Here is a 26764-nt window from a genome sequence, read left to right as displayed (position 1 = left end):
GCGCCCGTGTCAAGCCTGCACGATGCCATCGACGAGATGATACCAGCTCGCCGTTCCGATCGCGGCGAATGGCGCGCGCTCGGTGCCGGTGAGCCAGACCTGGCCGCGCCCGGTCAGCCGCTCGAACAGCGCGGCGCGGCGGACTGGATCGAGATGCGCGGCGACTTCGTCGAGCAGGAGGATCGGCGCGCGGCCGGTGCGCGCGGCGACGAGCTCGGCATGGGCGAGGACAAGACCGAGCAGCAGCGCCTTCTGCTCGCCGGTGGAGCATAAGGCGGCGGGTTGATCCTTGGCATCGTGCATGACCATCAGGTCGGCGCGATGCGGGCCGGTAAGCGTGCGCCCGGCGGCGGCGTCGCGGCGGCGGCCGGCGGCGAGCGCGGCAGCGAGGTTGCGCGCCTCGCCCTCGGGATTTTGCAGCGCGATGCGGGCGCGGGCGAACGGCCCTTCGGGAGCTGCGGCGATCGCCTCGCCGAGCGCCTCGACGGTGGTTCGACGCGCGGCATCGAGCGCGGTACCATGCTCGGCCATCTGCATTTCGAGCGCGGCGAGCCATTGCCCGTCGGCCGCGACACCCGAATCGCGCGCTTCGACGAGCAGGCGGTTGCGGGCGCGCATCGCCGCTTCGTAACGGCTAGTATGGGTGGCATGCGCGGGGCTGAGCGCCAGCGTCAGCCGATCGAGGAAGCGGCGGCGCTCGCTCGCGGGCTCGACGAACAGACGATCCATCGCCGGCGTCAGCCACAGGATCGTCAGCCAGTCGGCCAGCGCATTGGCCGCCGCCGGCGCGCCATTGATGCGGACGATGCGGCGACTCGGCGCGTTCGGTTCGATGCCGGTGGCGAGGCGGACGTCGCCGGCGAGCGTCGCCGCTACCCCGAACCCGCCGCTCCCACCCTGCCGCGCCATCTCGGCCAGCGGCGCGCGGCGCAATCCGCGGCCGGGCGCGAGCAGCGATACCGCCTCGAGTACGTTGGTCTTGCCCGCGCCGTTCTCGCCGGTGAGCACGACGAAGCCCGGGCCGGGCGACAAAGCGGCGTCTCGATGGTTGCGGAAATCGGTGAGGACGAGGCTCGACAGCATGGACGGGGGGACTTAGCGCAGATCGCGCGGCGAGGCGATTGCATCCGTCGAGTCGCCCGTCCGGCCGCCCCGCGCCGCCCCACAGTTTCGGAGATCGCTTATGCGCCTGCCCCTGATCGACCCCGCCGATCTGACCGCCGAGCAACGCCCGCTATACGAGGACATGAAGGCCGGAATCGCGCAGAAGTTCAATGCCTTCGAGACGGTTGGCGAGGATGGCGCGCTGATCGGCCCGTGGAATCCGTGGTTGCACGAGCCGGTGATCGGCAAGGCGATCTGGGATCTGACCAAGGCGATGTCGATGCAGGCAAGCCTGCCCGATCGGGCGCGGCAGATCGCGATCCTCGTCACCGGCGCGCATTTCGACGCCGCTTACGAGATCTACGCGCATATCGCGATTGCCGAGCAGGAGAAGATGAGCGACCGGCGGCTGTCGCAGCTCGTCGCCAATGTGAAGCCCGACGATCTCGATGACGAGGAAAGCACTGCCTACGACGTCGCCTTCGCGCTGGTGAACGGCGGCGTGCTGCCCGAGCCGTGCTATCGGTTGGCGGTCAAAACCTTCGGCCAGCATGGCGCCAACGAACTGATCTACCTCGTCGGCCTCTATTGCCTGGTATCGATGACGCTGAACGGCTTCAACGTGCCCGTGCCCGAGCGCGAATGAGGGTCAGGCGGCAGCCGGCATCGCCGCCGGCTTCTTCGCCGCGCTGAGATACGACGCGAGCTCGGGGCCGAGTTCGCGCTGCGCCTTCTTGTAGGCGACCGGCTCTGCGATGCCGAGCCGCGCGCGTGCCTGGTCGATCGGTTCGGCCATCAACGCCTCATAATCCTCGCCGATCAGCCATTTGGCCTTGCGGCCGTGGCGATAGCCTTCCCACACCGCCTTGGAGAACAGGCGATTGCCGGTGACCTTCAGGCTCTTGAGCGACGCGGCACCGGCGATCCACGCCCAACCGAGCCCGCCGACCTGCGCATAGCTGAACGCAACCAGGCACGCCTCGCCCAAGCTTTCGTCGGCCTGATAGCCGGTCAGCACGTGCCAGATATCGTGGACGTCGCGGGTGCGGCGGCCGAACCAGGCATAGGGATGCGCCATCTCGTCCTCGCGGATCACCTTGGAAACTTCGGCTAGGCCGTCGGCCGAATAGCCGGTGGTTTCGAGAAAATCGCGATAGGCGGCGCCGACCGTGCCGGGAGCGAATTGCGCGACCCAGACCTTGTCGGTGAAACGCTCGGTAAGCTCGACGCGCTGATAGGCAATCCGGCCGCCCTGTTCGGTAGCGAGCAGGCGCGCGTAATTCTGTTCCGCATTGCCGGCGTTCAGCGCCTTCATGATGCGGAACACCTGCGTGGTATCGTCACCATTGGCGAGCAGCTTACGGATGGCACCGAATGCGGTCCGCCAGTCGCGGCGGCCGGTGGTGCCGGGAAACGGGGGAAGCGTAGCCATCGAGTCGATCCTTACTTACATTGCTGTAAGTAAACAATGCGCCGCGCGCCGTCAAGTTCCCCGCTGGCGGCGGGCGAGGCGATGGGATAGCGCGGGCGCACGCCGAACGGGAGAGCAGCGAAATGGCAGGCACGCGAACGGGCTTCGTGAGGATCGCTGCGCTGGCGGTGGCGGCGACCGCATGGGCGGGGCTCGTCTTCCAATTGGATGCCAGCATGGCGCTGGCCGGCGCGCCGGCCAAGGCATTATGGGCGATGGCGCGCTATTTCACCGTGCTCGCAAACCTCACGGTGGCGCTGGTCTTTACCGGCGTCGCGGTGCGGCCGGGCTGGTGCCCGCCGCGATTGATCGGCGGGGTGACGATCGCCATCGTGCTGGTCGGCGTGGTCTACGCGACCCTGCTCGCCGGTCTGCTAGAATTGAGCGGCGGGGCGCGTCTCGCCGACCTGCTGCTGCATCGCGTGACGCCGGTGCTGGTGCCCTTGTTCTGGCTGTTCGCGACACGCCACGGTCGCCTGACGCACCGCGATCCGGTTATCTGGGCGGTGCCGCCGCTGGCCTATTGGGCCTATGCACTGCTGCGCGGACGGCACGAGGGCGTCTATGCCTATCCGTTCCTCAACGTCGCGAAACAGGGCTGGCCGACGACGATCGTCATCGCGCTGATCATCGCGGCGGCTTTCTTCGCCGCAGGACATGCGATGGTGTGGCTCGATCAGCGGCTCAAGCGCCGCCGCTGAGTCACACCCGCATCGGCATCAGCACGTAAAGCGCCGGTGCCTTGTCGTTCTCGCGGATCAGCGTCGGCGCGGCGGCGTCGGCGAGATGGACCTCGACCGAATCGCCCTCAATCTGGCCCAAGATGTCGAGCAGGTAGCGCGAATTGAAGCCGATCTCGAACGGCAACGACGTATAGTCGCCCGGCACGTCCTCGGCCGCGGTGCCGTTCTCGGGGCTGGTCACCGACAGCGTGATCCTGTCCTTGTCGAGCGCCATCTTGACCGCGCGGGTCTTTTCGGTGGCGATCGTCGAGACACGGTCGACGCCTTCCTCGAAGCTCCTCGGATCGATCTTGAGGATCTTGTCGTTGCCGGTCGGGATGACGCGCGAATAATCGGGGAAGGTGCCGTCGATCAGCTTCGAGGTGAGCAGCGCCTGGCCGAGATCGAAACGGATCTTGGTGTTCGACAGCGATACGCCGACTGAGCCGTCGATCTCGTCGAGCAGCTTCCTGAGCTCGGCCACGCATTTGCGGGGCACGATGACGTCGGGCATCCCCTCGGCGCCGTCGGGGCGCGGCACGGTGACGCGCGCGAGGCGATGGCCATCGGTCGCTGCGGCCTTCAGGACCGGCTGGCTGCCTTCATCGCTGACGTGCCAGAAGATGCCGTTGAGATAATAACGCGTCTCCTCGGTCGAGATCGCGAAGCGCGTCTTGTCGATGATCTGCTTCAGCGTCTCGGCGGGCAGCTCGAAGCTGATCGGCAGCTCGCCCTCGGCGATCACCGGGAAATCGTCGCGCGGCAGCGTCGCCAGCGTGAAGCGCGCGCGCCCGGCGACGATCGTCATCCGGCCCTCGGCCACCGACAGCTCCACCTGGGCACCTTCAGGCAGCTTGCGCGCGATATCGAACAGGGTGTGCGCCGGCACCGTCGTCGCACCGGGTTGATCGATCGCGGCGGGGACGGTTTCGTTGATCTGCAGATCAAGATCGGTCGCCATCAGCTTCAGCGCGCCGTCGCCGGCCTCGATCAGCACGTTCGACAGGATCGGGATCGTATTGCGCCGCTCGACCACGGACTGGACGTGGCTGAGGCCCTTCAACAGGGTCGCGCGTTCGATCGTCGCCTTCATCTCGTTCCCCCGGGGCCGAGCCCGAATTAGTCATCGTCGTCACCGCAAAACGCAGCGACAAGGTCTTCCTTTCCTTAACGCAAAAAAGGGCCGGAGCAAGCGCCCCGGCCCTTTCTGTTACGCTACTCTTTTACACGTACCGGTCACGAGATGGGGTTCAGAAACGGAAGCCCACGCCCGCGACAACCTGGTGACGATCGGTGTCGACGTCGAAATTGTTGGTGTTGCTGCCGTCCGGATATTCCAGGCGCGCATTGCCATAGTTCGAATAACGGTATTCGAGCTTGGCATAAGCGTTGCGGCCGAACGACTGCTCGACGCCGACGCCGAGGCGGTAGCCATCGAGATTATAGTGATCGGCATAGGTATCGGTGCCGTTGTTGGCAGCGAGATCGAGCCGGGCGTTGGTATAGCCGGCCTTGGCGTAGAGCATCGTCGTCGGCGCGACCGTGTAACCGATACGGCCGCCGATATAGAGGTCGCGGCCGGTCTTCACACGGCCATAGCCGAGCGCGGCGCTATCGACCGGATCGTTGGTCGTCTTGGCGGTCGAGCCGTCGATCTCGCCCTCGGCGCCGAGGACGAGCTTGCCCATCTGGTGGTCATAACCGAGCTCCGCGCCATACAGGAAACCATCGGCGCCGCGACCATCCGAGATGCTCGAATCATGCCCGCTGCCGGGGCGCAGACCATCCCAGCCGGCGAGCGCGCCGACGCGGAAACCGTCGAACGGGCCGTTCGCCGTTTGCGCCATCGCCGGAGCGGCGAAGGCCACGGCACTGGTGGCGACGAGGGCGGTCAGAACAAGCTTACGCATAACTAACTCCATTCACATCACGCTCCCCATGGCGGGGGCGGACGGGGTAAATGGGTAAGCCGCGCTGACGTTGCATGAACCTCAGATAAACGCGGATTTCCGTTGCTTTTCGGCCACAGGGGGTTGAAACCGCGGCGATGGTTTCCAATCGCAAAGGCCGCGATTTCATCGCCCGCCACGGTGAGACGGTGTTCAATGCGGCGGGGCGTATGCAGGGCGATCATGTTCACACGCCATTGACCCGCGCCGGCTTCGCCCAGGCCGACGAGATGGGGCGTGCGCTGCATCAGCTGCTCGGCGACCGGCCGGCGCTCTCGCTCTGGGCGTCGCCGGCCGGACGTGCCTTGCAGACGCTGGCGATCATCACCGATCATCTCGGGCTGGATTGGCATGCCGCGCGGACCGATCCCCGGCTGGTGGAGATCGGCACCGGTAGCTGGAGCGGCCGTGGTTATCGCGAGATCATGGACGAGCGCGGCGGCACGATCGTTTTGCCCGGCGGCTTGCTGATGTGTGCGCCCGACGGCGAAACCTATCCCGAGATCGCCGAGCGCGTGTCCGGCTGGCTGGCGGATACCGACGACGACGAGAGTGACCGGCTGATCATCATGCACGGCATTTCGAGCCGGGTGCTGCGCGGCGTCTTGACCGGCGCGGCGGTTCATCCAGAGCTTGGCGCGCCGACCGCATCGGGATTGCCGCAAGGATCGCTGGTGGTGATCGAAGCGGGGCGCGAGACTATCGTTCATCGCGGCACAGGGCACGCGCCGGCATGATCGTCGTCGCGTTGCTGGTTGCCCTGTTCGCCGGCGCGCCCGACCGTCAGGCGATCGGCGTCTGGCACGGCTGGGGCGCGTTTCGCGAATCATCACCGGCGCGCTGCTTCGCGCTGGCCACGCCGGTCCGTCGCGGCACCGGCGCATTCGCCAGCGTCGCCACCCGGCCCGATCGCGGCATCCGCAACCAGGTGGCGCTGCATCTCAGCCGGCCGGTTCGCGATGGTCTGGCGCCGACGCTGTCGATCGACGAACGCCGCTTCACGCTGACCGCGCAGGGCGACAATGCCTGGGCCCCCGATGCGCGCACCGACGCGGCGATCGTCGCGGCGATGCGATCGGCCCGATCGATGAGCGTCAGTGGCGTCAGCACCACCGGCCGCCCCTTTGCCGACACCTATGCGCTGCCCGGCGCCGCTTCCGCGATCGACGCGGCGGCGCTCGCCTGCCTGCCGAGATAAGCGCCGAGCCCCGCGGCGACGGCGTCGAACACCACGCGCACGCGGGCGATCCGGCGCAAATCCTCGTGCATCACCAGCCAGGTTTCGAGGTCGAAGCGGAAGGCTTCGGGCAGCACATGGACGAGGGCCGGATCGCGCATGGCCAGCGGTATCTGGCAGACGCCGATGCCGATTCCGGCGCGGATCGCCGCCATATGCGCGAGATCGTCGTCGCTGCGAAAACCGAAGTCGGCGACGTCGAGCGGATAGCCCCGCGCGCGTAGCTCGCGGAGCATCGCCGTATCGTGCTCGGTGCCGATCAGGCAATGGCGGGCAAGATCGGCGAGCGACGCCGGCGTTCCCGCTTCGGCGAGATAGTCGCGATGGGCATGCAGCGCGAGCGGCACGGCCCCGATCCGGCGGGCGACCAGCGCATCCTGCGCCGGCGGCACCATCCGGACCGCGATGTCCGATTCGCGGCGCAGCACGTCTTCGACGCGGTTGCTCGGCGACAGGGTGATGACGAGCCCGGGATGGCGCCGCTTCAGCGCAGCGAGGATCGGCGGCAGCACCTCGATCGCGATAATGTCGCTCGCCGAGACACGGACGACGCCGGCCAGCGCGTCGGCCGGCGCCGAGGCGATGCGGACGAATGCTTCGGCAGCGTGCGCCATTGCGCGCGCCGGCTCAGCCATCATCAGCGCCGATTCGGTCGGCAGCAGGCCGGTCGGCGCGCGCGTGAACAAGACGGTGCCGAGGCGTTGCTCCAGTGTCTCGATGCGGCGCCGGACGGTCGGCTGGGTCAGGCCTAGCGCCCGCGCGGCACCCGACAGGCTGCCGCTATCAAGCACCGCCAGAAAGGCGCGCTGGTGATCCCAATCAAGCTCCCGGCTCATTTATTTCTTCTAGGCTGACCGTCGAAGATTGACAATTTTCGATGATCCAGAGCGGGCCGATATGTCGTCGACAGGCAATGGAGGTAACGATGACGAAAACGGCTCTGGTTCTGGGCGCCACCGGCGGCATCGGCGGTGAGACGGCGCGCGCGCTGCATGCGCGGGGCTGGCGGGTGCGCGGGCTGACGCGCAAGCCGCAGCCGCAATCGAGCGCGATCGACTGGTCGATCGGCGACGCCATGGATCGCGAAACGGTCGCCGCAGCCGCGGTAGGCGCGACCGCCATCGTTCACGCGGTCAACCCGCCGGGCTATCGCGACTGGGCGAAACTGGTGCTGCCGATGCTCGACAACAGCCTGGCGGCGGCGCGGCAGACCGGCGCGCGCCTCGCGCTGCCCGGTACCATCTACAATTATGATCCCGCCGCGACGCCGGTGGCCCAGGAGGATTCGCCGCAACATCCGGCGACGCGCAAGGGCGCGATCCGCGTCGAGATGGAGCGCCGCATCGAAGCATCGGGGCAGCCCGCGCTGATCCTGCGCGCCGGCGATTTCTTCGGCCCGCGCGCCGGCAACAACTGGCTGTCGCAAGGCATGGTGACGCCGGGCCGGCCGGTGCGCAGCGTGACGATGCCGGGCGAGCCGGGCGTCGGCCATGCCTGGGCCTATCTGCCCGACGTCGGCGAGGCGTTCGCGCGGCTGCTCGACGCGGCGGATCGGCTGCCTGTTTTCGCCCGCTTCCACTTTGGCGGCTATTGGGACGGCGATGGCGACGGCTTCGTCCGCGCGATCGGCGAGGCGACGGGCAATCGCGACCTTTCGGTCCGGCGCCTGCCATGGGCGCTGCTACCCCTGATCGCGCCGTTCAACGCGACGATGCGCGAGTTGATCGAGATGCGCCCGTTTTGGCGGCACCCGGTGCGGCTCGACAATCGCGCGCTGGTTTCGTTCCTCGGCGACGAGCCGCATACGCCGCTGGTGACTGCGCTGCGGGCCACGCTGGAAGCGCTGGGCTGCCTTGCCCCGGTCGGCGCCTAGCAAAGATCGCGCAAATCGCTTATGTGCGCAGCCATGCCGACCGCCGAGCCGCTCACCATGCCCATTCCGGGGCATATCGACCCCGTGCCCGTGCCGCGCGCCCAGACGGCGCGGGCCGACGGCCGCGTCGAGCTGATCGGGCTGTCGCGGGACGGCATTCGCGAGGCGCTCGCCGCGGCGGGAATGGAGCCGAAGCAGGCCAAGCTGCGCGCCAAGCAGATCTGGCACTGGATCTACAATCGTGGCGCCACCGATTTCGCCGCGATGACCGATATCGCCAAGGCGCAGCATCCGTGGCTCGCGGAGCGGTTCGCGGTTGGTCGCCCGCAGGTGGTCGAGGCGCAGGTCTCGACCGACGGCACGCGCAAGTGGCTGCTCCGATCGGATGACGGGCAGGATTACGAGATGGTGTTCATCCCCGATGCCGATCGGGGAACCTTGTGCGTGTCGAGCCAGGTCGGCTGCACGCTCAACTGCCGGTTCTGCCACACCGGCACGATGCGGCTGGTGCGCAACCTGACGCCGGGCGAGATCGTCGGCCAGGTGATGCTGGCGCGCGACGCGCTGGGCGAATGGCCGTCGACCCCCGAAGGCCGGATGCTGACCAACATCGTGATGATGGGCATGGGCGAGCCGCTGTATAATTTCGATTCGGTGCGCGACGCGCTGAAGATCGTGATGGACGGCGACGGGCTGGCGCTGAGCAAGCGGCGCATCACGCTTTCCACCTCGGGCGTGGTGCCGATGATGGCGCGCGCCGGCGAGGAGATCGGCGTCAATCTCGCCGTCTCGCTTCACGCGGTGACCAAGGACGTGCGCGACGAGATCGTGCCCTTGAACCGCAAATACGGGATCGAGGAATTGCTGCAGGCCTGTGCCGACTATCCCGGCGCCAACAACGCGCGGCGGATCACCTTCGAGTACGTGATGCTCAAGGACAAGAACGATTCGGATGAGGACGCGCGCGAGCTCGTCCGGCTGATCCGCAAGTATCGTCTGCCCGCCAAGGTCAATCTGATCCCGTTCAATCCGTGGCCGGGCGCGCCGTACGAATGCTCGACGCCCGAGCGGATTCGCGCCTTCTCCAACATCGTGTTCGAGGGCGGCATCTCGGCGCCGACGCGCACCCCGCGCGGCCGCGACATCGATGCCGCCTGCGGTCAGCTGAAGACCGCCGCCGAGAAGAAGAGCCGCGCCGAGCTCGATCGGCTGGCCGAAGAGAAACTGGCCGCGCTTGGCTGACCCGACGGTCGGCGGAATCGCGCTCGTCGCCGGCGCCGGACTGATCGGCGGGACGATGAACGCGCTCGCCGGTGGCGGCACTTTTGCGACCTTGCCGTCGCTGATCGCTGTCGGCCTGCCCTCGACCGCCGCCAACGCGACCTCGAACGCCGCACTGCTGCCGGGTGCTGCGACCAGCGCTTGGGCGTTTCGCGACGAACTGGCTCCGGTCGCCGGCGTCTCGCCGAAACCGCTCGGCGGCGTCACTTTCGCGGCAGCGCTGATCGGCAGCGCGCTATTGGTCGTGACGCCGACCAGCACGTTCGACATCATTATCCCGTGGCTGCTGCTGTTCGCCTCGCTGGTGCTGGCGTTCGGCAAGCGGGCGGCGCGCTGGCTGCACGATCGCGTGACGATCGGCACGCGGACGCTGGTTGCCGCGCAGGCGGTGCTCGGCGTCTATGGCGGCTATTTCGGCGGCGGTGTGGGGCTGATGACCACCGCGCTCTACGGCTTGCTGGTCGGCGCGTCACCGCGCGGCATGTTCGCGCTGCGCACGCTGATGCTGGCGATCGCCAACACCGCCGCGGCATGCGTGTTCGTCGCCACCGGATTGATCCAGTGGTGGGCCTGCGTGCCGATGCTGATCGGCGCGGTGATCGGCGGCTGGGGCGGCGCGCATATCGGCAGGCGCCTGCCTGAGGCCGCGGTGCGGGCGTGGACGCTGCTGGTCGCGATCGGCACGACGATCGTGTTCTTCGCGCGTGCTTATGGCTGACGGCTGTAGCGCGCAAAGAACGCCCACATCACGTCGTCGTCGGCGATCCAATGGTGGGTTTCGCCAACCGTAATGCGGCCGATCACCGTGCTGCCATCGGCGCAGCCGGTATAGCTTTCCTCGTAGATGCCGGGCTTCACCCACTGCGTCGTCGGCGCCGCGGTGCAATGATCGAGCGCGGCCCAGCGCTGCTCGGCGGCGTGCATCGAATACCGCCAATAGCCCGCGCCGCCGCCGTCGATCGGGTTGGTGGTATCGTGATCGCCGGCGAAGGCGAGGATCGGCATCGGGCGCGACGGACGGCAGGTGGCGGGATCGGGGCGCCGCTCGTCATCGCGTGAAGGGTTGCCGGCACGCAGCCCGACGACCGGCGCGATCGCGGCGATGCGATCGGCGGCGACGCAGCCGAGCCACGAGGCCATGCGGCCACCGCCGGAAAGGCCGGTGACATAAACGCGCGCCGGATCGACGCAGCCCGCCGCGACCAGGCGGTCGATCGCGGTCTCGATATAGGCGGTATCGTTGGCGGCGTGCGGCCCGGGGACCGTTCCGCGCGTCGTCGGCACGCCGGGAATATTCCACACGAAACCCTTGCCGGCGGGAATCCCGGCATCGGGCGCGGCGACGATGAAGCCGTGTCGGTCCGCGGCCGCGGCGAGGCGCGATTCGGCCAGGATGCCGGCGCCGGTGCCGCCGCTGCCATGGAGCAGGAAGACGATCGGCGCGGGCGACTGGGCGTCGAAGCCGCGCGGCAGGTGCAGCAGCATCGGCCGCCCGGTACCGTCGACCGCGATGCGCTGCGTCTGACCGGGCGGCGCAAGCATGCAGCGCGGTGCGGCCAGCGCGCCGCCGGCGGTCAAGAGGGCGACCAAGGCGGCGGCGAGCGGCATCGCCAGGCGAAGGAGCGTATGGGGCATGGCGGCGATCCTGATGCGTCGGTCCGGCCGCTCCGATAGGCGGCGATCAGCGTCGCGGGCAAGGCGCGCGTGCGGCACTGGCGCCCCGGCGGCGCGATGGCTACATGGCTGGCGCATGGCCGACACGTTGAAAATCGTCTCCTGGAACATCAATTCCGTCCGCTTCCGGATCGAGATCGTCGAACGCTTCCTCAAGGAAGCGCAGCCGGACATTCTGTGCCTGCAGGAAACCAAGGTGATCGATGGCGATTTCCCCAAGGCGCCGTTCCGCAAGCTCGGCTATGACCATATCGTGCTGCACGGGCAGCGCATGCACCACGGCGTCGCGATCCTGAGCCGCGTGCCGCTGGCCGAGGACGACCGGCTCGACTGGCAGGCCAATCGCGAGGCGCGGCACGTCGGCGTGCGGCTGGAAAACGGCGTGCGGCTGGAGAATGTGTATGTTCCGGCGGGCGGCGACGTGCCCGATCGCGAGATCAATCCGAAATTCGGGCAGAAGCTCGATTTCGTCGACCGGATGACGCGCTGGTCCGAAACGCTCTACGTGCCGACCATCCTGGTCGGCGATTTCAACATCGCGCCGCTTGAGGCGGACGTGTGGAACCACAAGCAGTTGCTCAAGGTGGTCAGCCATACGCCGATCGAGGTCGAGGCGCTCGGCGGGCTCAAGGCAAGCAATTCGTGGGTCGACCTCGGCCGGCATTTCTATCCGGCGCCGGCGCGGCTGCACACCTGGTGGAGCTATCGCTCGCCCGACTGGACCAAGAATGATCGCGGCCGCCGGCTCGATCACATGTGGGCGACCGGGGACGTCGCCGCCACGGCGACCGCGCATACCGTGTTCGAGGAGTGCCGCAGCTGGCTCAAACCCTCCGACCATGTGCCGATCATGACCGAGTTTGCGCTATGAAGGAGGGCGCCAGCGATCCGCGCGCCGCGGCCCGCGCGATCGATGCGCTGCGCCGCGGCTGGCCGGTCGCGATCGCCGATGGCGACGTCCGGCTCGCGCTGCTGGCGATCGAGACGGCCGATGCCGAGCGGCTGGCGGCATTCGATCCGGCCGGCGAGGCGGCGGTGCTGCTGTCGGCGGGGCGGGCCGAGACGCTGAAGCTCGCCAATCAGCGCGAGGCGGCAACGCCCGATGCGCCGGTGACGATCGCGCGCGCGCCATGGCTCGACATGGCGGCGGCGACCGCGCTCGCCGATCCGCAGCTCGATCTGGCGACCCCGCTCAAGGGGCCATATCGCGCGGTTGCGACGCCGGCGCCGGACCTCGCCGCGACGGCGCTGCGGTTTGCGCGGATCGCCGGGATATTGCCCGCTTTCTTCGTGCTCCCCGGTCGCGATGCGGACATCCGCGTGACGCCGGACGATATCGCCGCGCATGAGGATGCCGCGCGCCTCACTATCGCGGCGCGGGCGCGATTGCCGGTGGCGGGCGCCGAGGACAGCGAGATCGTCGCGTTCCGCACCCCCGAGATGCCGGGCGAGCATGTCGCGCTCCTCATCGGCCAGCCCAACGGCGGCCCGCCGCTCGTCCGCTTGCATAGCGAGTGCCTGACCGGAGACGTGCTCGGCAGCCTCAAATGCGATTGCGGGCCGCAGCTCCACGCCGCGATCCACGAGATCGAGGAGAGCGGCTGGGGCATCTTGCTCTATCTTCGCCAGGAAGGGCGCGGCATCGGCCTGATCAACAAGCTGCGCGCTTATGCGTTGCAGGACCAGGGGTTCGACACGGTCGACGCCAACACGCGGCTCGGTTTCGCGATCGATGCGCGCGATTTCGCGGTGGCAGCGCGGATGCTCCAGCTCCTCGGGCAGGATCGTATCCGGTTGCTGACCAACAATCCGGCGAAGGTCGCGGGGCTGGAGGCGGCGGGCATCACGGTCGTCGAGCGCGTGGCGCACAAGCTGCCGCCCAATCCGCATAACGAACGCTATCTCGCCACCAAACGCGATCGTACCGGCCACCAGCTCTGATCATGGCGCATGTGCTCGACAGGCCGGTGTGGCATGCGCTGACGACGCGGCAGCGGCCATTCGCGATCGGCGATGCTCGCGCGGTGCGGCTCGATCCGGCGATCGGTTTGTTCGCGGCAGCCGCCGATGAGGCGCCCGGCAATCTGGCCGCGCTGGCCGATCTCGTCCCCGATGGCGGCATGATCGGGTTGGTCGAGAGCCGCTTGCCGCCGCTGCCGTCCGGCTTGCGGATTCACAAGCAGGCGGCGTGCGTGCAGATGGTTGCCGACGCGCCGGCGGCCGCGCCTGAAATCGCCTTCATGGCGCTCGACGAGCGCGATGCCGCCGACATGCTCGATCTGGCGACACTGACCGAGCCGGGGCCGTTCTTCGCGCGAACGCACGAACTGGGCGATTTTATCGGCATTCGTGATGACGAGCGATTGGTCGCAATGGCCGGCGAGCGGCTGCGGCTGCCCGGCTTTACCGAGGTGAGCGGGGTGTGCACGCGCCCCGGCTTTCGCGGGCGGGGCTATGCCGCGGCCCTGCTGGCGACGGTCGCCGCGCGGATTGCCGCGCGTGGCGAGACGCCCTTCCTGCATGCCTATGCCGATCACGCGGCAACCATCGCGCTTTACGAGCGGCTCGGTTTCCGGGCGCGCGCGACGCTGACCTATGCACTGATCGTGCGCGGCTGACCGGCCTCAACCGGCGCGCAGGCTGCGCCAGGCCGCGGCGATCTCCTCGAGATTGGCAGCGACGTCGAGGAACGGTTTGGGGTCGCGCCCGACGCTCGCCTCGATCACCGCCTTGCGCGCGCCCTGATAGAGCTGCGCCAGGGTGACGGCGACGGCGCCGCCCTTTTCGAAATCGAGGCCGGCCTCCAGCGCGAACAGGATCGCGGTGGCGCGCGTCGCCTTCTCGCTCTTGACCTTGAAGCGGCGATGCTCGGTCGCCCAGGCGACGGTGCGCAGCGCGTGGATCAGCTCGTCATAGAGCAGTTCGACGAGCTGGTGCGGATCGGCTTCGGCGGTGCGCCCGGCGACGTCGATCTGGCGATAGGTCGCCGCCGGGTCGCGGCCCAGCCTGGTCGCATAACGGCCCATGATCAGTTGCCGCTCTTGCCGTTCCAGGCGTCGATCTGCTGTTGCAGGAAGGTCTGGGTCGATTTGTACGACGCGACCATCGAATCCATCGTCGCGAACTGCTGCGTCAGGCGGGCGCGGGTATCGGTTTCCTGCTTGGTCAGCTTGTCCTTCGCGTCCGACAGATCGGATTGCGCCTTGGTATATTTGGTCGCGCTGGCGGTGAGGCCATAGACCGTGCTCGACGCGCTCGCCGAAATCGAACTGAGCGCCCCCAAAAGGCCGCGGCCGCTGTCGATGACATTGGCGCCGAGCGAGACGCTGGTGCCCTTGAGATCCGCGAACATCGCCTCGATCTGATCGGGCCATTTGGCAAGCGCCGTCGACAGCTGATCGGCGTCGACCGAGAGCGTGCCGTCACGATTGGTGCCGACGCCGATCTCGGCCAGCGTGGTCGGGGCGCCGTCGACGCCGCTCGGGATCAGCTTGGTCAGCGTGAGTTGGCGGAGCATCGTTTTCAGGTTCTTGGCCGCGGTGTCCTGGCTCAGCGTGCCGCCCTGCGGATCGGTATCGGTGTTCACCTCGGCGATCACCTGGTTGAAGGTGTCGACGAAATCGGTGACCGCCTGGCTCAACGCCGCAGTCGGCCGGCTTGAGCCGATCGACACGATCGTGCCGGGCTGCGCCGAGGCGAGATCGACCTGCACGCCCGCGATGAGATCGGTGAACGAATTGCTCGATCTGCTGAACTGGACGCCATCGAGCGTCACTTCGGCATCCTGCGCGGCGGTGCCGATCGTCGTGCCGGTGGCGCCGACGCCGACATTGAGCGAGGAGAGCGCGGCATCGCCGCTGGTCGCGGTCAGGGTGAAGGCCTGCGCCTCGCCGGTCGCGCCCTTGAGCATGAGGCGCGCGCCACTGCCGTCGGTGATGACCGATGCGGTAACCCCGGCATGAGCATTGGCGATCGCCTTGGCGATGTCGTTGAGATTGGCATTTGCCGGAATCGTGATGTCGATGGGCGTGTCCGCGCCTGCGGTGAAGCCGGTCATCTGACCATTGCTGACGGTCGCGGTGCCGAACGTCAGCGTCATCGTGCCACCGCCGATCGTGGCAAGCGGATCGGCAATGACCCCGCTCGAGGCGGATTGCGCGGTGGCGAGCTGATCGACTTCGAGCTGCGCCGATAGGCCGGCAAGCGAGGCGCCGGCCAGCGCCGACACGCCCACGATGCTGCTGTTGGAGGTAGTCGGTGCGGTTTGCAGCGTGCCGCCCTTGATCAGCGTCGACAGCGCCGACGTGAATCCGGTGATGTCGCTCTTGAGCTGGCCGACCGCGCTGATCTCCGCGGTCAGTGTGTCGCCCTTGGTCGAGAGCTGGTCTTCCTGCGTGGCGAATTGCGCGGCGACGAGCTGATCGACCAAAGCGCCGGTATCGATGCCCGAGCCGGCGTTGAGCTGGCTGATGATCGACGCAGTCGCACTGGTCGAGCTGCTGCTGGTCGAACTCGTGCCGCTGGTGGTCGTCATCGCCCCGTTCCCCTTTCCCAGGAGAAGCGACCGCTTGCGGCGAAACTTTAGCGAAAATCGTGGGTGGGCGCGGGGTCAGGCCGGCGGGTAGCGCAAACGGCCGATGAAGCGCGACAGGCTGGGCAGGTGATCGCGCCGCCCGGCGAATTGTGCCTTGGCCTTCTCGAACCGCAGGATGCCGTCGATCCGGCGTGACAGGAAGGCGCGGGTATCGGCCAGGCCCTCGCTCTCGTCATCGAGGAACACGGCGATCGTCGCGGTGTAGACCCCGGCGAGAATCGTGCGCTTGGTGTAGTGATTGTAATCGGTCGCGGTGTCGCCGGCGCGGCGCCACATCAGGTCGGCGGCGTGCCAGCCGAGCTTCGCCGCAGCAAGCGCGTTGCGCGGGCGCGCGAGGATGGCGAGCGCGCGACGCAGCGCCTCGCGATCGGGGGCCAGCGCATCGAGCCGCGCCTCGACCTGGGCCGAGATGCGCTCGCGAATCTTCATCCCGGCCAGCGCGGCATCGGGCACCGCGGCGATCATCGCGCGGTCGATCGCCTCGAACCAGGCGGCAATCATGTCGATCGCGCCGTTCGGAAAAGCGAGACGGGCGACATCGGGATCAACGCCATGGCCAGCCGCCGCAGCGGTGATCGCAGCCTCCGTCCAGCCGTCGAAAGCGGCATTGACCGCGAGATCGGGGGCGATCGCGGCACGGATCTCGTCGAGCGTGGCGTCTGGCGGCAGCATGTCCATCACACCCCCGATCTAGGCTCAATCGCCTCGATCGGCAACGCCGCAGGCTCGCGCCGACGAACGAGCACAAGCGCGACCGCAACCAGCGCGGCGCCGGTAAGGTCCGCCACGCCCAGCGTTTCGCCATAGACCAGCCAGCCGACCGTGCCGGCGATGATCGGCTGGGTAAGCAGCGCGATGCCGACGACCAGCGGCGGCAGCTTGCCGAGCGCGTAGATCATCATCCCCTGCCCGAGCACCTGGCTCGCCAGCGCGACGCCGATCAGCGGCGCCCAATGGTGCGGCCAGATGTGCTCGCCGAGGAGCGTCGCGAACACCAAAAGCGGCACGACGCTGGCGATCGACGACAGCGTCAGCGCCGGCAGCGGCGCCATCACCGCGCGAGCGCGCGCCATCAGGATGAAATAGCCGGTGTAGAGAATGCCCGCCGCGAGGCACAGCAGGTCCCCGGCGAGATTGCGCGTCGACAGTTCGTAAGACCGGCCCATCAGCAGTCCGGCGCCGATCGCGGCGAGCAGCAGGGCGAGCCCCTGGCCGCGGCTCGGCAAGGTGCGGGCGATCACGAAGCCGTAGATCGGGTAGAACAGGATCGCCGAGTTGCCGATCAGGGTCGCGTTGGCGAGCGTGGTGCGCAGGATGCCGATATGCCAGCTGGCAAGATCGGCGGCGAAGCACAGGCCGCCTGCAGCAAGCACGCCCCATAGGGCCGGCGCGAGGCGCCGCGGTCGCGCGCCGCTGGCCAGCGCCATCACAGCGAGCAGCGGCACCGCCAGTGCGACTCGCCAGAAGCCGACGGCGACCGGCCCGACGTCGGCAAGCCGCACGAACCATGGCCCAAAGGCCAGTGCCGCATTGGCGAGAAACAGCGCGGCGAGGGCCAGCGCGGGCGATTCGCTTTGCGGCATACGAGAAAATCTTTGGTCCGTTCGCCGGTGCATTGCCGCGCCCCGCCCTCCTATATGGCGACAGCCCGGTAGCAAAAGGAAACCTTATGCCAAGCCTTTTCGACCCCATTCAGCTCGGCGCCGTGGAAGCGCCGAATCGCGTCCTGATGGCGCCGCTGACGCGCGGTCGCGCGACTCGCGAACATGTGCCGACCCCGATCATGGCCGATTATTATGCGCAGCGCGCCTCGGCCGGGCTGATCATCTCCGAAGCGACCGGAATCAGCCGCGAGGGGCTGGGCTGGCCCTATGCGCCGGGGCTGTGGACCGATGAGCAGACCGAGGCGTGGAAGCCGGTGACGCAGGCGGTGCAAGGCGCCGGCGGGCGGATCTTCGCGCAACTGTGGCACATGGGCCGGATCGTTCATCCCGACTTCCTCGACGGCGCGCGCCCCGTCTCGTCATCGGCGACCACCGCGCCGGGCAAGGCGCACACCTATGACGGCAAGCAGCCTTACGCCGAGGCGCGCCCGCTCGACGTCGCGGAAATCCCGCGGTTGCTCGATGATTATGAGCGCGCGACTCGCAACGCCATCGCGGCGGGGTTCGACGGCGTGCAGCTTCACGCCGCCAATGGCTATCTGATCGACCAGTTTCTGCGCGATGGCGCCAACCAGCGCACCGACGATTATGGCGGCGGCGTGGAGAATCGCATCCGCCTGCTGCGCGAGGTGGTCGAACGGATCGCTTCGGTGGCAGGGGCCGACCGCACCGCGGTGCGTTTTTCGCCCAATGGCGATACCCAGGGCGTGATCGACAGCGATCCCGAATCGGTGTTCGTGCCCGCCGCCAGGGCGCTGGACGAGATCGGCATCGCTTTCCTCGAGCTCCGCGAGCCAGGCCCCGACGGCACATTCGGCAGCACCACTCAGCCCAAGGTCTCGCCGGCGATTCGCGAGGTGTTCGGCCGGCCGCTGGTGCTCAATCAGGATTTCCGCGCCGCCGACGCGCAGGCAGTGCTCGGTGCCGGGATTGCCGACGCTGTCGCCTTCGGCCGCACCTTCCTTGCCAATCCCGATCTGCCCGAACGCTTCCGCCGTGGCGCCGAGCTCAATCCCGACGACATGCCGACCTGGTATGCGCGCGGACCCGAAGGCTATGTCGATTATCCGACGCTGGAAGGCGCCGCCGCATAGGACGGCGATCGAGCCCGACGCACAAAAACCCCGGCGGCCGTGCGGTCGCCGGGGTTTCGTTAGCATCCCTGCCCTGCGGGCGGGCGCTGTTGGGCGGCCCCGACACCCTTAAGGGGGGCGGCGCCGGAGCCGTGTACCTGATTACTGGAGCAGTTTCAGGACGTTCTGCTGGCTCTGGTTGGCCTGGGCGAGCATCGCGGTCGAGGCCTGGCCGAGGATCTGGGCCTTGGCGAGATTGGTCGTCTCGGCCGAGAAGTCGGCATCCTGAATGCGGCTGCGGGCGTCCGTCAGATTGGCCGCATCGGTCGTCATGTTGTTGACCGCCGACTGCAGCTGGCTCTCCGACGCACCGAGGCTTGCTCGGGTGTCGTTGATCGTCTTCAGGTTGTCGTCGATGTCCGACAGCGCGCTGCTGGCGGCGGAAGCGCTCGACACGTCGACCGACAGCGAACCGAAGTCGCCGGTGAGGTCGTCGAGCGAGAGATCGACGGTATCGCTGGCGTTGGCGCCGGTCTGGATCGTCACGGTGCCGCCCGAGCCGGCGCTGCCGTCGAACAGGGTGACCCCGTTGAACTGCGTGTTGTTGACGATCGAACCGATCTGGGTCGACAGCTGATCGACTTCGGTCTGCATGTTGGCACGGTCATCATCCGAATAGGTGCCCGAGGAAGATTGCACCGCGAGCTCGCGGATGCGCTGCAGCATGTTGGTGACTTCGTCGAGCGCGCCATCAGCGGTCTGGGCCATCGCGATGCCGTCGTTGGCGTTGCGAATGCCCTGGTTCATGCCGTTGATCTGCGCGGTCATCGAGTTCGAGATCGCCAGGCCGGCGGCATCGTCCGAAGCCGAATTGATGCGCTTGCCGGTCGACAGGCGCTGCATCGCCTGCGAGAGGCCCATCTGCGCCGAGGTCGACGCATTCGACGCACGCAGCGCGCTGATGTTGGTTCCGATAACAGTCATTGTCCGTGTCTCCGTTCGTAGCTGGCGATCCCCGCCGCCCCCATAGCGAAGGGCCGAGCCGCCAGACCGGGTAACGACCGGCTGCGGGGTGGCTTTAGCGGAATCGAATTTTTTCTGCGGTTGACGCTACGGCGGGCGGTTTTGTTGCAGCAAGGCAACGGCAAAGCTGGCAAAATTTTGCCGCCACCCGGCAAATCTTCACGCTTCATTTACCACGTAAGCTGCATTTGAAGGCTGTGCAGCGGGGAATCGCTACCCTGCTCACTATTGGGGGGCTTCATGCCAGTAATCTATCCGTCCGCAGCGGTGCTGCGCCAGAAATACGCGCTCATCTCGTCGCTGCGATCGCAGGGTTTCGCAATTGGGTCGTTCGAGGACGACAAGCCGCAGGCGGGGGACATGTTCCTCGTTGCCGAGGGTGAAACGCCGCCGGCCGCTGCCCGCACGATCGTGATCGGCGATGAGGGCCGCACCGCGCAGCCATCACGCGACGGCAATCCGGCGCGGGTATCGTTCGACGGTGACGCGTGCGCCATCGGCAATGGCTTCATCCGCGCGATGCTCGCCGGACCGGAAGTGCCTACCGCAGCCGATCCGGAGAGCCTGGCGCTCCACGCGCTTGCCGAGCGCGTCGCCGCCGCCGACATCACCGTGCTGATCAACGGCCCTACGGGCACCGGCAAGGAAGTGCTGGCGCGATCGATTCATCTCAATTCGGAGCGGGCGCAGGGGCCGTTCATCGCGGTCAATTGTGCGGCGCTGCCCGAGACGATGCTCGAAGCCCTGCTGTTCGGCCACCAGAAAGGTGCCTTCACCGGCGCGTCATCGGGGGGCGAGGGCTTCTTCCGCGCGGCCAATGGCGGCACGCTGCTGCTCGACGAGATCGCCGAGATGCCGCTGACGCTGCAGGCCAAGCTGCTGCGCGCGCTGCAGGAGCGCGAGGTGATCCCGATCGGTGCCACCCAGGCCGAGCCGATCGACGTGCGCGTCATCGCCTGCGCCAACCGCGACCTGCAGGGCGAAGTCGCCGCCGGCCGGTTCCGCGCCGACCTTTATTATCGCCTGAGTGTGTTCCCGCTCGAGACCAAGACGCTGGCCGATCGCCCGCAGGACATTCCGGCGCTCGCCGCGACGCTGATCCTGCGCCACGCCGGCAGCCGCAAGGCGGTGCCGTGGCCGAGCGACGGCGCGGTCGCCAAGCTGATGGGGCATAGCTGGCCCGGCAACGTCCGCGAGCTCGAGAACGTGATCCAGCGCGCGCTGCTATTCGCCGCCGGCGATACGATCGAGCCGAGCCATATCGTGTTCGACCGCATGCCCGAGGCGCCGCGCGAGACCGTCGCGATCACCGAGGACTCGCCGCAGACGCTGGGCAAGGTGGTCCAGATGTCCGAATTCCAGGCGATCCGGGAGACGCTCGCCGCCTGCAACGGCAGCCGGATCGAGACCGCGAAGCGGCTCGGCATCTCCGAGCGGACGTTGCGCTATCGCCTCGCCAAGGCGCGCGAGCAGGGTGAAGATATCCTGCGGGCGGCATCGGCATGAGCGGGGTCGGTGGCGTCGGCGGGATGAGCCCCGTCGATCGGGTGATGGCGCTGCGCGCGCAGATCCTCGAACAGAACCAGGCGCTGCAGCGCGCGCAATCGGCGCCGGTCGGCGGCGCCAATGCCGCGACGGGTGCGGCGTCGGCCAAGCCGGCGAGCTTCGCCGACACGATGGAACAGGCGCTGAAAAGCGTCAACGACGGCCAGCAACAGGCGGGGGCGCTCTCCGACGCTTATGAGCGCGGCGAGACGATCGACATCGCCAAGGTGATGCTGGCGCGCCAGCAGGCGCAGGTCGGCTTCGAAGCCACCCTGCAGGTCAGAAACAAGCTGTTGTCCGCCTACAAGGACATCATGAGCATGCCGGTGTAATCAGATGAGCAACCAACTTGCCCCTGCCGGCGCCGGTGCGCCGAACCTCGTTCCTGAACGCTTCGCCAACCCGCTGAAGCAGATCGGCACGATCCTGCAGCAGCCCGCGGTGCGCCGCGCGCTGCCGATGACGCTGATGATCGGCCTGATCGCCGCCGCCGCGCTCGCCTGGGTGATGCTGTCCACTCCGCCGCAGCGGACGCTGTTCGCGGGGCTCGGCGATGCCGACAAGGCTGCCGTCACGCAGGCACTGACCACCGGCGGGATCGCCAACCGGATCGATCCGGATACTGGCGCCGTCACCGTGGGCCGCGACGATTACGCCAAGGCGCGGATGCTGCTGGCAAGCCAGAACCTGCCGAAATCGGCGCCGACCGGCTATGCGATCCTCGACGACATGCCGATGGGCACCAGCCGCGCGGTCGAGGGCGAGCGGTTGCGCCAGGCGCGCGAGAGCGATCTCGCGCAATCGATCCAGGAGATCGACACGGTGGACAGCGCGCGCGTCCACCTGGCGATGCCCGAGGATTCGGTGTTCGTTCGCGACAATCCCGCGCCCTCGGCCTCGGTCGTGCTCAAGCTCGTCGCCGGGCGCAGCCTCGGCGACGCGCAGGTCGCCTCGATCGTCAACCTCGTCGCGTCGTCGGTGCCGGGAATGAAGCCCGACGCGGTCACCGTCGTCGATCAGATGGGCAATCTGCTGAGCAAGCCCGGCGGCACCGATTCCGCGACGCAGGCGAGCGACGATCGCATCGAATTCCAGCGCAAGGTGGAGGAAAAGTACCGCACGCAGCTGATCCAGCTGCTGACGCCGCTGGTCGGCGCGGGCAATTTCTCGGCCGAGGTGCAGGCCGATGTCGACCTCGACCAGACCCAGGCGACGCGCGAAAGCTATGACAAGGACGGCGCACTGCGCGCCGAACAGGGCAATTGGACGACCGACGCCGGTGCTTCGGCGCCGCCGAGCGGCATTCCCGGCGCGCTTTCCAACACGCCGCCCCCGGCGAGCCAGATCACCACGCCCGCCGCCAAGGCCGCCGCTCAGGCGCCCGCCAACGGCCAGCCGGCTGCCGGCGCCGCCAACGCGGCCACGCCCGCCGGGCCGATGCCCGACTCGCAGAAGGCCAGCGACAGTTACACCCGCGCTTATGATCTCGGTCGCGAGGTCTCGGTGACGCAAGGTGCGCCGGGGGCGATCAAGCGCCTGTCGGTCGCGGTGGTGCTGCGCGATCCCGGTACGGGCAAGCCGCGCAGCCAGGCGGAGGTCAACAACATCACGCAGGCAGTCCGCGCCGCGGTCGGATACGATCAGAGCCGCAACGATCAGGTGACGGTAATCCAGGCCAAGTTCGCCGGTGCCGACGCCGATGCCGCCTCGACGCCCTGGTATCAGGCGAGCTGGCTGCCGATGGTGCTGCGCAACGTCACCGCGATCGTGGTCGCGCTGCTGGTGCTGCTGTTCGGGGTGCGGCCGCTGGCCAAGACGCTGCTCAAGAAGCGCGAGGAAGCGGCGCAGCCGCGGCTCGCGCTGGGCAACGGCTCGGGCGGCGAAGGTGGTGAAGGCGGAGAGGCGCATCACGCACCGGTCAGCATCGACATGCTCGAAGGCGGGCGGGGCTATGACGATCGCGTCGGCTTGGTCCGTGGCTTCACCCGCGACAACCCCGCCCGCGCCGCGCTCGCCGTGCGCGACATGATCAAATCGGACGCCCAGTGATGAACATGCAGCCGAAAACCTTCACCGGCGTCGAACGCGCCGCGGTGCTGATGATGCTGGTCGGTGAGGAGGAAGCCGCGGCGATCCTCCAGAAGCTCGATCCCGAGGAAGTGCGCCAGCTCGGCGCCGCGATGTTCGCGGTCGCCGATGTCGGCGAGCCCGAGGTCGAAAGCGTGCTCGACGATTTCGTCGGCAAGGCGCGCGAACGGACGGCGATCGGCTTCGACCCCGCGCCCAGGATCGCCGCGGTGATGAACCGTGCGCTCGGCCCGGAGAAAGCGTCGAGCGTGCTGGCGCGGATCACCCCGCCCGAGGAATGCTGCGCGATCGACCTGCTCGATTGGCTCGAGGCGCCCGATATCGCGGCGATGGTCGAAAAGGAGCACCCGCAGGTCGCGGCGCTGCTGCTCGCCAATTGCGATCCCGCGGTCGCCGCCAAGGTGCTCGAGCTGCTGCCCGATGCGTTGCAGCCCGAACTGATGCATCGCATCGCCCGGCTCGGCCCGATCAGTCCGGAAGCGATCGAAACGCTCAAGACCGTCGTCGCCACCCGCACCGGCACCGCCAAGCAGGCCGGCGGGCTGTCGCTCGGCGGTACCAAGGAAGCGGCCAAGATCATGTCGAGCGCGCGCAAGGCGACCGAGCAGCGCGTCATGCCCAAGCTCGCCAAGATCGATCGCGCCACCGCCAAGGAGATCGAGGAGGCGATGTTCGTGTTCGACAACCTGCTCGACATGGACGACAAGAATTTGGGCACGCTGATCCGCAATGTCGACGGCGATCTGCTCAGCCGCGCCCTCAAGGGTGTCGACGAGATGGCGCGCGAGCGGTTCCTCGGCTGCATGTCGGCGCGCGCCGCCGACGGCATCCGCGACGAGATGGAAGCGCGCGGGCCGATGCGGCTTTCCGAGGTGCTCGAAGCGCAGAAGGCGATCATCCAGATCGCCCGCACGCTGGCCAAGGACGGCACGATCATGATGGGCGGCGGGGAAGACGATTATGTCTGATTTCACTGCCGGATTCACGGCGCGCCACAATGCCGCCGCCGAAGCGCTGCACCGGGCGTTCAATCTCGGCGGCGAGCTGTTCGCGCCCGCCGATATCAAGGAGCGCGCCGGCGGGCGGCAGCGCCGGGCCGAGGGCGGGCCGGCCGAGCCGCGCCACTTCAGCCCCGCCGATCGCGGCAGCAATCCCACCGAAGGATGGGATCCGCTCGCCGCAGCCGAGGAGGACAGCAAGCCGGCCGGCGCGAGCAGCTTCATCGATCCGATCAAGGCGGCGCACGAAATGGGCTATGCCGAGGGCAAGGCCGCCGGCCTTACCGAGGCAGCGGCCAACGGCGCGCGCGACCGCGCGTTGATCGAGGAGATCACGGCCGAATTGCGCGCCGCCGGGCAGATCGATCGCGAACGGGTGGCGGGGCAGTTGCGCCAGACGGTGATGTTGCTGGTCAGCCGGTTGATCGGCGAAACCGGGGTCGATGGCGATCTGCTTGCCAAGCGCGTCACCGCGGCGACCGAGATGCTGGCCGACACCACCGAATCGGCGCTGCTCCGGGTCAATCCCGACGATCTCGCCCTGATCGAAGGGCGGCTGCCCAAGACGGTGTTCGCCGCCGGCGACGCCACCATCGAGCGCGGCAGCTTCGTGCTCGAATCGGCCTCGACGATCATCGAGGACGGCCCCGATCTGTGGCTCGAGCAATTGAGCCAGGCGATCGACCGCGTCGCCCTGCCGCGGGACTGACATGTTGAACCGCTTTACCGCCGATTATCTCGAATCGCTGGGCCATGCCGATTTCGCGCCGCGGCCGAAAGTGTGCGGGCGGCTCGCCTCGTTCGACGGGCTGCTGATGGAGGCGGTCGGGCTGACGTTACCGGTCGGTACTGTCTGTGCGGTCGGCGGCGACAACGGCTCGAACCGCGTCGAGGCGGAGGTGATCGGCTTTCGCAACGGCCGCACGCTGCTGATGAATCTGGGCGGCCCCGCGCCGCTGCTGCCGCAATCGCCGGTGCGCCCGATCGGCCCGCCGGGGGAGGCAGAGGTCGGCGCCGCACTGCTCGGCCGCGTGGTCGATGGCGCGGGCAAGCCGATCGACGGGCTCGGCCCCGTGCGCGGTGCGCAAAAATGGCCGCTCGCCGGCAAATTGCAAAACCCGCTCGACCGCGGACGCGTGCTCGAACCGCTCGATGTCGGGGTGCGCGCGATCAACGGCCTGCTGACGATCGGCCAGGGCCAGCGCGTCGGCATCATGGCCGGATCGGGCGTCGGCAAGTCGGTGTTGCTGGGCATGATCGTCCGTGCCGCCAAGGCCGACGTAATCGTCATCGGCCTGATCGGCGAGCGTAGCCGCGAGGTCGCCGACTTCCTCGAAACCAAGGTCGCCGGCGAGGCGCGCGCGCGATCTGTGGTTGTCGCGGTGCCCGCCAACCATTCGCCGGTGCTGCGCATCCGCGGCGCGCTGAGGGCGACGGCGATCGCCGAACAATTCCGCGCCGAGGGCAAGAAAGTCCTGCTCATCATGGATTCGCTGACCCGCGTTGCCCATGCCGGGCGCGAGATCGGGCTGGCGCTGGGCGAGCCGCCATCGGCGCGCGGCTATCCGCCGTCGGCGATCGCCATGCTGCCCAATCTGATCGAGCGCGCGGGCACCTGCGTCTCGTCGGGCGGCTCGATCACCGCGATTTACACGGTGCTTGCCGATGGCGACGACGGCAACGATCCCGTGGTCGATTCGGCGCGTTCGATCCTCGACGGGCATATCGTGCTGTCGCGGGCGCTTGCCGAGCGCGGCGTCTATCCCGCGATCAACGTCGGCCCGTCGGTCAGCCGCGTGATGACCGACATCGTCAGCGCCGACCATGCCAAGGCGGCGCGGGTGCTGCGCCGCCATCTCGCGACCTATGAGGAAAATCGCGATCTCGTGTTGATGGGCGCCTATCGCGCTGGGGCCGACCCGGCGATCGACCGCGCGATCGCCTGCCACGGCGCGGTGATGGAATATATCCGCCAGGACGCGAACGAGGTCGTCCCGCTCGATGTCGCGGTCGCCGAACTGGTCGGCGTGTTCGGCGATGGCTGACCGCAAGACGCTCGACCGGCTGCTACGCGTGCGCGAGTTGCAGCTCAACATGGTCCGCGCCGACGAAGTGCGCGCGCAGGCCAAGCTCGACAGCGAGCAGCATCTGCGCAACCGCATCGCCGCGCTTGCCGACAATGTCGCGCCGGCGCCCGAGCCGAGCGGCGCGCTGGCGCTGATGGCGGCGGCACATTTTCGCGATCGTCTGCAGCGTTCTGCCGAAGCGGCCGACGCGCGGCTCCATGCCGCGAACGAGACTCTCGAACGCGCCGCCGCGGCGACGCGCGAGGCGAAGCGCGATCACAGTGCGATCGAAAAGCTGATCGAGCGCGAAACCGCCGATCAGGCGCTCAAGGCGATGCGCGCTCTGGAGGAATTGCCGCCGGTACGAAAGATTCGGCACGATCCTTGCTGAATAGCCAGCGG

29 protein-coding genes are annotated in these 26764 nt (G+C 68.1%); 18 read left to right on the top strand and 11 right to left on the bottom strand.

What is annotated here, in order from left to right:
• Positions 1-9: 9 nt before the first annotated feature.
• Entirely contained in the window at positions 10-1083 is a 1074-nt protein-coding gene (gene recF / locus K7G81_RS13230; RefSeq protein ID WP_223031273.1) for a DNA replication/repair protein RecF, read from the bottom strand.
• Between the two features lie 100 nt (positions 1084-1183).
• Here recF and K7G81_RS13225 point away from each other — a divergent pair, with 100 nt between their 5' ends.
• The gene (locus tag K7G81_RS13225) at positions 1184-1750 is read left to right on the top strand and encodes a carboxymuconolactone decarboxylase family protein (protein ID WP_223031272.1); all 567 of its coding nucleotides are present in this window, start codon (positions 1184-1186) and stop codon (positions 1748-1750) included.
• A 3-nt stretch (positions 1751-1753) separates the two neighbouring features.
• Here the strand turns inward: K7G81_RS13225 and K7G81_RS13220 are convergent, their stop codons facing one another.
• Complete coding sequence (locus tag K7G81_RS13220; protein WP_223031271.1) at positions 1754-2536, bottom strand: Coq4 family protein; 783 nt, start codon at positions 2534-2536, stop codon at positions 1754-1756.
• 122 nt (positions 2537-2658) lie between these two features.
• Here K7G81_RS13220 and K7G81_RS13215 point away from each other — a divergent pair, with 122 nt between their 5' ends.
• A complete protein-coding gene (locus K7G81_RS13215; protein WP_223031270.1) occupies positions 2659-3276 on the top strand; it encodes a Pr6Pr family membrane protein in 618 nt (205 codons plus the stop codon).
• A gap of 1 nt (position 3277) precedes the next feature.
• On the opposite strand, the gene dnaN is transcribed toward K7G81_RS13215, so the two are convergent.
• A complete protein-coding gene (gene dnaN, locus K7G81_RS13210; RefSeq protein WP_223031269.1) occupies positions 3278-4390 on the bottom strand; it encodes a DNA polymerase III subunit beta in 1113 nt (370 codons plus the stop codon).
• Between the two features lie 157 nt (positions 4391-4547).
• Complete coding sequence (locus tag K7G81_RS13205; RefSeq protein ID WP_223031268.1) at positions 4548-5207, bottom strand: outer membrane protein; 660 nt, start codon at positions 5205-5207, stop codon at positions 4548-4550.
• Positions 5208-5344: 137 nt separating this feature from the next.
• Here K7G81_RS13205 and K7G81_RS13200 point away from each other — a divergent pair, with 137 nt between their 5' ends.
• The gene (locus tag K7G81_RS13200) at positions 5345-5983 is read left to right on the top strand and encodes a histidine phosphatase family protein (RefSeq protein ID WP_223031267.1); all 639 of its coding nucleotides are present in this window, start codon (positions 5345-5347) and stop codon (positions 5981-5983) included.
• Positions 5980-6444, top strand: a complete 465-nt coding sequence (locus K7G81_RS13195) for an invasion associated locus B family protein (protein ID WP_223031266.1) — start codon at positions 5980-5982, stop codon at positions 6442-6444. The genes K7G81_RS13200 and K7G81_RS13195 overlap by 4 nt, the downstream gene beginning before the upstream one ends.
• On the opposite strand, the gene K7G81_RS13190 is transcribed toward K7G81_RS13195, so the two are convergent.
• The gene (locus K7G81_RS13190; protein WP_223031265.1) at positions 6381-7319 is read right to left on the bottom strand and encodes a LysR family transcriptional regulator; all 939 of its coding nucleotides are present in this window, start codon (positions 7317-7319) and stop codon (positions 6381-6383) included. The genes K7G81_RS13195 and K7G81_RS13190 overlap by 64 nt on opposite strands.
• Before the next feature lie 89 nt (positions 7320-7408).
• On the opposite strand from K7G81_RS13190, the gene K7G81_RS13185 reads away from it, so the two are divergent.
• Genes K7G81_RS13185 through K7G81_RS13175 form a run of 3 tightly spaced genes read left to right on the top strand, consistent with a single transcriptional unit; the run spans position 7409 to position 10355 of the window.
• Positions 7409-8356 (top strand): NAD-dependent epimerase/dehydratase family protein, encoded by a 948-nt coding sequence (locus tag K7G81_RS13185; protein WP_223031264.1) that lies wholly within the window; start codon positions 7409-7411, stop codon positions 8354-8356.
• A gap of 33 nt (positions 8357-8389) precedes the next feature.
• Complete coding sequence (rlmN, locus tag K7G81_RS13180; protein ID WP_223031263.1) at positions 8390-9598, top strand: dual-specificity RNA methyltransferase RlmN; 1209 nt, start codon at positions 8390-8392, stop codon at positions 9596-9598.
• Positions 9591-10355: a sulfite exporter TauE/SafE family protein gene (locus K7G81_RS13175; protein WP_255587013.1), complete on the top strand. Its 765-nt coding sequence runs from the start codon at positions 9591-9593 to the stop codon at positions 10353-10355. The genes rlmN and K7G81_RS13175 overlap by 8 nt, the downstream gene beginning before the upstream one ends.
• On the opposite strand, the gene K7G81_RS13170 is transcribed toward K7G81_RS13175, so the two are convergent.
• Positions 10346-11272, bottom strand: coding sequence for a CE1 family esterase (locus tag K7G81_RS13170; RefSeq protein ID WP_255587012.1), 927 nt, complete (start codon positions 11270-11272; stop codon positions 10346-10348). The genes K7G81_RS13175 and K7G81_RS13170 overlap by 10 nt on opposite strands.
• Before the next feature lie 115 nt (positions 11273-11387).
• Between K7G81_RS13170 and K7G81_RS13165 the strand changes: the two genes are divergently transcribed.
• From K7G81_RS13165 to K7G81_RS13155, 3 genes are read left to right on the top strand one after another with little or no spacing between them, the layout of a single operon-like run.
• Entirely contained in the window at positions 11388-12182 is a 795-nt protein-coding gene (locus tag K7G81_RS13165; RefSeq protein WP_223031262.1) for an exodeoxyribonuclease III, read from the top strand.
• On the top strand, positions 12179-13252 hold the full coding sequence (gene ribA, locus K7G81_RS13160; protein WP_223031261.1) for a GTP cyclohydrolase II: 1074 nt from the start codon (positions 12179-12181) through the stop codon (positions 13250-13252). Before K7G81_RS13165 ends, ribA begins: the two co-directional genes overlap by 4 nt.
• A 2-nt stretch (positions 13253-13254) precedes the next feature.
• On the top strand, positions 13255-13929 hold the full coding sequence (locus tag K7G81_RS13155; protein WP_223031260.1) for a GNAT family N-acetyltransferase: 675 nt from the start codon (positions 13255-13257) through the stop codon (positions 13927-13929).
• Between the two features lie 6 nt (positions 13930-13935).
• Here the strand turns inward: K7G81_RS13155 and K7G81_RS13150 are convergent, their stop codons facing one another.
• From K7G81_RS13150 to K7G81_RS13135, 4 genes are all read right to left on the bottom strand, one after another.
• Complete coding sequence (locus K7G81_RS13150; protein WP_223031259.1) at positions 13936-14337, bottom strand: flagellar export chaperone FliS; 402 nt, start codon at positions 14335-14337, stop codon at positions 13936-13938.
• 2 nt (positions 14338-14339) lie between these two features.
• On the bottom strand, positions 14340-15845 hold the full coding sequence (gene fliD / locus K7G81_RS13145) for a flagellar filament capping protein FliD (RefSeq protein ID WP_223031258.1): 1506 nt from the start codon (positions 15843-15845) through the stop codon (positions 14340-14342).
• A 75-nt stretch (positions 15846-15920) separates the two neighbouring features.
• On the bottom strand, positions 15921-16577 hold the full coding sequence (locus K7G81_RS13140; protein WP_439649553.1) for a COQ9 family protein: 657 nt from the start codon (positions 16575-16577) through the stop codon (positions 15921-15923).
• Positions 16578-16582: 5 nt separating this feature from the next.
• Positions 16583-17488, bottom strand: a complete 906-nt coding sequence (locus K7G81_RS13135) for a DMT family transporter (RefSeq protein WP_255587011.1) — start codon at positions 17486-17488, stop codon at positions 16583-16585.
• Between the two features lie 86 nt (positions 17489-17574).
• On the opposite strand from K7G81_RS13135, the gene K7G81_RS13130 reads away from it, so the two are divergent.
• Positions 17575-18663 carry an alkene reductase gene (locus K7G81_RS13130; protein WP_223031255.1) on the top strand — a complete coding sequence of 363 codons (1089 nt, stop codon included), beginning with the start codon at positions 17575-17577 and terminating at the stop codon, positions 18661-18663.
• Positions 18664-18804: 141 nt separating this feature from the next.
• Here the strand turns inward: K7G81_RS13130 and K7G81_RS13125 are convergent, their stop codons facing one another.
• Positions 18805-19626, bottom strand: coding sequence for a flagellin N-terminal helical domain-containing protein (locus K7G81_RS13125; RefSeq protein WP_223031254.1), 822 nt, complete (start codon positions 19624-19626; stop codon positions 18805-18807).
• A 279-nt stretch (positions 19627-19905) separates the two neighbouring features.
• On the opposite strand from K7G81_RS13125, the gene K7G81_RS13120 reads away from it, so the two are divergent.
• The 7 genes from K7G81_RS13120 to K7G81_RS13090 are packed head-to-tail and all read left to right on the top strand — an operon-like array spanning position 19906 to position 26753.
• Positions 19906-21171: a sigma-54 interaction domain-containing protein gene (locus K7G81_RS13120; protein WP_223031253.1), complete on the top strand. Its 1266-nt coding sequence runs from the start codon at positions 19906-19908 to the stop codon at positions 21169-21171.
• Positions 21168-21542 (top strand): flagellar hook-basal body complex protein FliE, encoded by a 375-nt coding sequence (gene fliE / locus K7G81_RS13115; protein ID WP_223031252.1) that lies wholly within the window; start codon positions 21168-21170, stop codon positions 21540-21542. Before K7G81_RS13120 ends, fliE begins: the two co-directional genes overlap by 4 nt.
• Before the next feature lie 4 nt (positions 21543-21546).
• Positions 21547-23259, top strand: coding sequence for a flagellar basal-body MS-ring/collar protein FliF (gene fliF, locus K7G81_RS13110; protein WP_223031251.1), 1713 nt, complete (start codon positions 21547-21549; stop codon positions 23257-23259).
• Complete coding sequence (gene fliG, locus K7G81_RS13105) at positions 23259-24266, top strand: flagellar motor switch protein FliG (RefSeq protein WP_223031250.1); 1008 nt, start codon at positions 23259-23261, stop codon at positions 24264-24266. Before fliF ends, fliG begins: the two co-directional genes overlap by 1 nt.
• Entirely contained in the window at positions 24259-25005 is a 747-nt protein-coding gene (locus tag K7G81_RS13100; RefSeq protein WP_223031249.1) for a FliH/SctL family protein, read from the top strand. The genes fliG and K7G81_RS13100 overlap by 8 nt, the downstream gene beginning before the upstream one ends.
• A gap of 1 nt (position 25006) precedes the next feature.
• Positions 25007-26341 (top strand): FliI/YscN family ATPase, encoded by a 1335-nt coding sequence (locus K7G81_RS13095; RefSeq protein WP_223031248.1) that lies wholly within the window; start codon positions 25007-25009, stop codon positions 26339-26341.
• Positions 26334-26753: a hypothetical protein gene (locus K7G81_RS13090; RefSeq protein WP_223031247.1), complete on the top strand. Its 420-nt coding sequence runs from the start codon at positions 26334-26336 to the stop codon at positions 26751-26753. Before K7G81_RS13095 ends, K7G81_RS13090 begins: the two co-directional genes overlap by 8 nt.
• Positions 26754-26764: the final 11 nt, after the last annotated feature.

It is taken from the genome of Hephaestia mangrovi, assembly GCF_019880555.1.
Taxonomy (GTDB): domain Bacteria; phylum Pseudomonadota; class Alphaproteobacteria; order Sphingomonadales; family Sphingomonadaceae; genus Sphingomonas; species Sphingomonas mangrovi.
This window is presented reverse-complemented; position numbering and strand designations above follow the sequence as displayed.

Excerpts from the sequence above, each read along its gene's own strand:
- K7G81_RS13095 (WP_223031248.1), top strand. The coding sequence starts at position 25,007 with ATGTTGAACCGCTTTACCGCCGATTATCTCGAATCGCTGGGCCATGCC.
- K7G81_RS13220 (WP_223031271.1), bottom strand. The coding sequence starts at position 2,536 with ATGGCTACGCTTCCCCCGTTTCCCGGCACCACCGGCCGCCGCGACTGG.
- K7G81_RS13215 (WP_223031270.1), top strand. The coding sequence starts at position 2,659 with ATGGCAGGCACGCGAACGGGCTTCGTGAGGATCGCTGCGCTGGCGGTG.
- K7G81_RS13205 (WP_223031268.1), bottom strand. The coding sequence starts at position 5,207 with ATGCGTAAGCTTGTTCTGACCGCCCTCGTCGCCACCAGTGCCGTGGCC.
- K7G81_RS13140 (WP_439649553.1), bottom strand. The coding sequence starts at position 16,577 with ATGCTGCCGCCAGACGCCACGCTCGACGAGATCCGTGCCGCGATCGCC.
- K7G81_RS13155 (WP_223031260.1), top strand. The coding sequence starts at position 13,255 with ATGGCGCATGTGCTCGACAGGCCGGTGTGGCATGCGCTGACGACGCGG.
- fliF (WP_223031251.1), top strand. The coding sequence starts at position 21,547 with ATGAGCAACCAACTTGCCCCTGCCGGCGCCGGTGCGCCGAACCTCGTT.
- K7G81_RS13225 (WP_223031272.1), top strand. The coding sequence starts at position 1,184 with ATGCGCCTGCCCCTGATCGACCCCGCCGATCTGACCGCCGAGCAACGC.
- K7G81_RS13150 (WP_223031259.1), bottom strand. The coding sequence starts at position 14,337 with ATGGGCCGTTATGCGACCAGGCTGGGCCGCGACCCGGCGGCGACCTAT.
- K7G81_RS13125 (WP_223031254.1), bottom strand. The coding sequence starts at position 19,626 with ATGACTGTTATCGGAACCAACATCAGCGCGCTGCGTGCGTCGAATGCG.
- ribA (WP_223031261.1), top strand. The coding sequence starts at position 12,179 with ATGAAGGAGGGCGCCAGCGATCCGCGCGCCGCGGCCCGCGCGATCGAT.
- K7G81_RS13185 (WP_223031264.1), top strand. The coding sequence starts at position 7,409 with ATGACGAAAACGGCTCTGGTTCTGGGCGCCACCGGCGGCATCGGCGGT.
- K7G81_RS13170 (WP_255587012.1), bottom strand. The coding sequence starts at position 11,272 with ATGCCCCATACGCTCCTTCGCCTGGCGATGCCGCTCGCCGCCGCCTTG.
- recF (WP_223031273.1), bottom strand. The coding sequence starts at position 1,083 with ATGCTGTCGAGCCTCGTCCTCACCGATTTCCGCAACCATCGAGACGCC.
- K7G81_RS13165 (WP_223031262.1), top strand. The coding sequence starts at position 11,388 with ATGGCCGACACGTTGAAAATCGTCTCCTGGAACATCAATTCCGTCCGC.
- fliD (WP_223031258.1), bottom strand. The coding sequence starts at position 15,845 with ATGACGACCACCAGCGGCACGAGTTCGACCAGCAGCAGCTCGACCAGT.
- K7G81_RS13120 (WP_223031253.1), top strand. The coding sequence starts at position 19,906 with ATGCCAGTAATCTATCCGTCCGCAGCGGTGCTGCGCCAGAAATACGCG.
- fliG (WP_223031250.1), top strand. The coding sequence starts at position 23,259 with ATGAACATGCAGCCGAAAACCTTCACCGGCGTCGAACGCGCCGCGGTG.
- K7G81_RS13135 (WP_255587011.1), bottom strand. The coding sequence starts at position 17,488 with ATGCCGCAAAGCGAATCGCCCGCGCTGGCCCTCGCCGCGCTGTTTCTC.
- K7G81_RS13190 (WP_223031265.1), bottom strand. The coding sequence starts at position 7,319 with ATGAGCCGGGAGCTTGATTGGGATCACCAGCGCGCCTTTCTGGCGGTG.
- rlmN (WP_223031263.1), top strand. The coding sequence starts at position 8,390 with ATGCCGACCGCCGAGCCGCTCACCATGCCCATTCCGGGGCATATCGAC.
- K7G81_RS13090 (WP_223031247.1), top strand. The coding sequence starts at position 26,334 with ATGGCTGACCGCAAGACGCTCGACCGGCTGCTACGCGTGCGCGAGTTG.
- K7G81_RS13130 (WP_223031255.1), top strand. The coding sequence starts at position 17,575 with ATGCCAAGCCTTTTCGACCCCATTCAGCTCGGCGCCGTGGAAGCGCCG.
- K7G81_RS13200 (WP_223031267.1), top strand. The coding sequence starts at position 5,345 with ATGGTTTCCAATCGCAAAGGCCGCGATTTCATCGCCCGCCACGGTGAG.
- K7G81_RS13195 (WP_223031266.1), top strand. The coding sequence starts at position 5,980 with ATGATCGTCGTCGCGTTGCTGGTTGCCCTGTTCGCCGGCGCGCCCGAC.
- dnaN (WP_223031269.1), bottom strand. The coding sequence starts at position 4,390 with ATGAAGGCGACGATCGAACGCGCGACCCTGTTGAAGGGCCTCAGCCAC.
- K7G81_RS13100 (WP_223031249.1), top strand. The coding sequence starts at position 24,259 with ATGTCTGATTTCACTGCCGGATTCACGGCGCGCCACAATGCCGCCGCC.
- fliE (WP_223031252.1), top strand. The coding sequence starts at position 21,168 with ATGAGCGGGGTCGGTGGCGTCGGCGGGATGAGCCCCGTCGATCGGGTG.